This is a genomic window from uncultured Gimesia sp. (genome assembly GCF_937919775.1).
Lineage (GTDB): Bacteria > Planctomycetota > Planctomycetia > Planctomycetales > Planctomycetaceae > Gimesia.
Genome location: NZ_CALFPF010000379.1, coordinates 1 through 3,829, shown reverse-complemented (window position 1 = coordinate 3,829; position 3,829 = coordinate 1). Strand labels below are relative to the sequence as shown.

The following is a 3,829-nucleotide window of genomic DNA, read 5'->3' as shown; positions in this document are numbered from 1 at the left end:
AGTCATCTTTTTTGAACGAAGAGAGTGTTGTAATTGTATCCCCAGGTTAACGATCTGAATCTCAGTTTTCACAGAGGCGAATACCGTTTCTGAATCGTTTACGAAGATTGAAAAAATAATGCCTAAGCAAAAGACACACAAAGGAATTAAGAAGCGGTTTAAGATTACTGCTTCTGGTAAAGCCAAGCACAGAAAAGCTTTTCGTGGTCACATTCTCAGCAAGAAAAGTCCGAAACGAAAAATCGGACTTCGTGCAGACGGTGTTGTGACCGGAGCTTTTGCAAAGCTGATCGTGAACGCACTTCGTCCGTCATAATCAGCTTGTCCTGGGATCCCGTGATGCCTGAGTACGGAGATTCGATCCTGACAGAATTAGAGTTTTAACTTCTCGGTTGGAAAGTAATAATGAGAGTTCGCAAAGGTTCAGCTCGACGTCGAGCAAAGAAAAGACTGTTTAAAGAAGCACGCGGTAATTTTGGCGGTCGTGGTAAATTATTGCGAACCGTAAAAGAGACGCTGGTTCGTGCCAGAGTATTCGCATACCGTGACCGTCGTGTACGCAAGCGCGATTTCCGCGCACTATGGGTCACTCGAATTACAGCTGCCTGCCGTGAACGTGGAACAAATTATTCCCAGTTCATCAATGGACTGTCTAAAGCCGGTATCACGCTGAATCGCAAGTCGCTGAGCGAGCTTGCCATTGCTCAGCCTCATATCTTTGATGAAATTTTGAAAGCTGCTCAGGCTGCGGTAGCTGCCTGAAGCTGGCTTGGCCGACTGTTCCTGCACAGGACAGGAACAGACCTGGCAAAGCGGGTCTCTTTACAGCAAGGGACTTACCAGCCGCAATGTATTTTCCAGAAACCGCTCCTTAAACGAGCGGTTTTGCCATTGGACCGCGTCCAGCCGTTCTGAATCATCGAGATAGGTCTGCTGTAAAGATCGCAGTTCTTTCGCGAACTGTGACTCGTATACGAAAAGCGATACTTCGTAGTTCAGCCACAAGCTTCGCATGTCAAGATTCGCTGTGCCGAACATTGAAACTTCACCGTCGGCCATAACAGATTTCGTGTGCAGCAATCCTCCTCGATAGAGGTAGATTCCCACTCCGGCGCTCAGCAGTTCATCAAAGTAGGAACGGCTGGCATAACGTGTGAGTAATGAATCCACTTTCTCCGGAATAATCAATTGTACCTTAACCCCGCGTCCGGCTGCGCCAAGCAGCGCCCTGAGTAATGACTCATCAGGTACCAGATAAGGTGTGGTGAGCACCAGCTCCTGCTGTGCGGCGTTGATCAGCGCAAGTAACATTTGCAGCAGGCCAGCACCGCTCTCTCCCGGACCTGAAGGGATGACCTGGATGTCTGCAGGGCCCTGGTCCTCCATGATGTGAAGACCCGCGTTTTGAACGATCTTTTCGATCGACTCTCCCGTTTCAAGTATCCAGTCGCCGATCATGGTCGCCGCCAGTGAGACCACAACGGTCCCTTTGAGTCGGACCATGGCATCAACCCACTCGCCCACACCCGCTCCCTGTTTGAAAAAACGCGGGTCTACAAGGTTCATACTCCCCGTCCAGGCCACCTCACCATCAATGACGATGATCTTGCGATGGACGCGCAAGTCGGTGCGTCCGATAAACGTGCGGAAGATGCCGACCGGTAAAGCTGGCCGCAATTCGATGCCGGCATCCCGGAGCTGTTGGGGTTGTTTGCCTTTCCACCAGGGGCGGGCACCGAGTGCATCAATCAGCAGGCGGCAGGAAACACCTCGTCTGGCAGCGCGAATCACAGCCTCCAGCACTTCGTCGGCCAGGCCACCTTCGTTCCAGATGTAAAACTCCATCAGCATACTCGTCTGTGCAGCGTCCACGTCCCGGGTGATCTGTTTCAGAATTTCTTGCGTGTTGGAAATCAGTTGTAAGCTGCACCCGCAGACAGTCGCACTCCCCATCGTAGTTAGCCCAAGCTGATTCATGCCACGTACGGATGAAGAATGACGCGACCAGTCTACATTAGTGACTCCCATTTGAGTCGCGATTTCTGCAAGTTTTTTGTAGTCAGTCCGCAGCCGTTCAATGGCTCGGGTACGACCGCGGCCGATCCGCCGCTCACCAATGAGCAAATAAAAGAGAACGCCAACGAACGGCACCGCTGAAATCAGTACCAGCCACGCCAGTGCGACGCCCGTTGCGGGCCGTTTCATAATGACACGAATCGAAACCGCGATGACGAGCAGGGGGTGTGCGATTAACAGAATATTTGAAGGATGCAGTAACAGGTAATTAAACATTGGTTGTCTCGCTGTTGAAAGGTCGGTACTGACCTCAATGTTTGAGTCCGGGAACCGTGTGGTACCCCGATTCTTTCTGACAGGATCTGACGAAGGTGTTTTTCTGGAGTATTTCCATAACTGTAAATGCAGTATATAGTTTTGTCGTTGATTTGCGCGTTTCTGACACAGGAATCATCGGCTTTCCCTGTATTTGACCTCGCAGGCAGAAAATCGTCACAAAGTCAGTACAAGGTCCTGTTATGATGCATATCCCCGCTGACTTTGCAAGAGTTCAGTACGGCCTGCTCTCACGGTCTGGCAAATTGCCGTACGCACTTTAAGGTTGTTCTGGTACATTACGGCTGAGAGGCAGGATCAGGTTTTACTGGAATTCGTTGTGGTGTTTCCCATACATGGAGGCGGGGAGCGAATGTTGAAGAATGTCGAATCGATGCCAGGAAGGCGGCATCTGTTCCGCAGGTTGGAAGTGGCACTGATTTTTACCCTGGGCACGCTGGCAATGGTGGCATGCACGGGTTTGAGACAAGTCGTCCCCGCACCAATGGTATATGAGGAACAGTCAAAAGAACTCCTCAAAATTGCGCCGCTGGGTACGCCAAAAGATCAGGCCATTCAGCAATTGGAAGCGGCGGGCGTCTCGGGTGAGTTCGCTTCGAGCCCTTCCATTTACTACTGTGATTTGTGGAAACGTGAAAATGGAAATCGCTGGCATTTGAATGTTGCCTTGCTCTTTAACGAGGCAGGAGAACTTTACAAAACGAGACCTGCTCAGGCCGATGTCTCCTGGAAGAGCAATCAGGATTCCGCGAAAGCATCAGACGTTGAAGAACAGGAAGCATCAACATCTGGGGCGCGATTCTGAAACCGTAGCGGCCTGTTCTCGAAAAGTGTTTTTGAAAACACGACGGGTCAAGCCGCGTCTGAGTTTACGGTGATTGCTGCTTTTGAAAGGTCTATGTTCGCCAGGTGCAGTCTTAACGGTCGACCGAATCAGCGGGCTTTTCCAGAAGCTGGATATGTCCCTGGCAGAACTTGCAGGAAGCGGTCATTCCCAGGTATTTTTGTGCGATTTTTAATTCTTCACGACAGTGAGGGCAACTCGTGTAAAAAAACTGTGAGCTGGTTTTACCGGACTCGATTCGCGGAAGAATGGGGGCCTGGCAGAACTTGCAACTGACTTGTTTCCCGAGATACTTTTTGTGAACGCGCAGTTCTTTTTGGCACTGCGGGCATTGGAAATAAAAGCCAATCGGGTAAGCGTCACAGCGAACAGAAAGTTCCTTGAGTGGGTGAAATGCCGGGATCTCGACAGTATCGTGCTCTAAATCGTCATTCAGCAGTTCGCGACAGGTCTGGCAATGAACCAGTTTTGCTGGCATGTCCTCTCCGCATTGAGGACAGGGGCCACCGGGCCAAGGGGGCATAATGAATCCTTAACTTTAACAATCAATTCTGAAATGTTGAAAGAATCGAGATGGCCCGGTATCTCGCTCAGTTGTTGTCTGTGAAATCGCTATGAGGCACTTACGCTCAT

At 50.5% G+C, this 3,829-nt stretch carries 5 protein-coding genes; 3 read left to right on the top strand and 2 right to left on the bottom strand.

Annotated features, from left to right (window positions below; all coding sequences use genetic code 11):
• The first annotated feature begins 118 nt into the window (after positions 1 to 118).
• The gene (gene rpmI / locus Q0294_RS10370) at positions 119 to 316 is read left to right on the top strand and encodes a 50S ribosomal protein L35 (protein ID WP_299464424.1); all 198 of its coding nucleotides are present in this window, start codon (positions 119 to 121) and stop codon (positions 314 to 316) included.
• Positions 317 to 405: 89 nt separating this feature from the next.
• The gene (gene rplT / locus Q0294_RS10365) at positions 406 to 762 is read left to right on the top strand and encodes a 50S ribosomal protein L20 (RefSeq protein ID WP_299464421.1); all 357 of its coding nucleotides are present in this window, start codon (positions 406 to 408) and stop codon (positions 760 to 762) included.
• Positions 763 to 822: 60 nt separating this feature from the next.
• Here rplT and cls read toward each other — a convergent pair whose 3' ends face one another.
• On the bottom strand, positions 823 to 2,292 hold the full coding sequence (gene cls / locus Q0294_RS10360; protein WP_299464418.1) for a cardiolipin synthase: 1,470 nt from the start codon (positions 2,290 to 2,292) through the stop codon (positions 823 to 825).
• Between the two features lie 412 nt (positions 2,293 to 2,704).
• Between cls and Q0294_RS10355 the strand changes: the two genes are divergently transcribed.
• Positions 2,705 to 3,157: a hypothetical protein gene (locus tag Q0294_RS10355; RefSeq protein ID WP_299464415.1), complete on the top strand. Its 453-nt coding sequence runs from the start codon at positions 2,705 to 2,707 to the stop codon at positions 3,155 to 3,157.
• Positions 3,158 to 3,269: 112 nt separating this feature from the next.
• Here the strand turns inward: Q0294_RS10355 and Q0294_RS10350 are convergent, their stop codons facing one another.
• A complete protein-coding gene (locus tag Q0294_RS10350; protein WP_299464412.1) occupies positions 3,270 to 3,719 on the bottom strand; it encodes a hypothetical protein in 450 nt (149 codons plus the stop codon).
• Positions 3,720 to 3,829 lie beyond the last annotated feature (110 nt).

What these genes read in the sequence shown, in the direction of transcription:
- rpmI (WP_299464424.1), top strand. Translation starts at nt 119, where the DNA reads ATGCCTAAGCAAAAGACACACAAAGGAATTAAGAAGCGGTTTAAGATT.
- rplT (WP_299464421.1), top strand. Translation starts at nt 406, where the DNA reads ATGAGAGTTCGCAAAGGTTCAGCTCGACGTCGAGCAAAGAAAAGACTG.
- cls (WP_299464418.1), bottom strand. Translation starts at nt 2,292, where the DNA reads ATGTTTAATTACCTGTTACTGCATCCTTCAAATATTCTGTTAATCGCA.
- Q0294_RS10355 (WP_299464415.1), top strand. Translation starts at nt 2,705, where the DNA reads ATGTTGAAGAATGTCGAATCGATGCCAGGAAGGCGGCATCTGTTCCGC.
- Q0294_RS10350 (WP_299464412.1), bottom strand. Translation starts at nt 3,719, where the DNA reads ATGCCCCCTTGGCCCGGTGGCCCCTGTCCTCAATGCGGAGAGGACATG.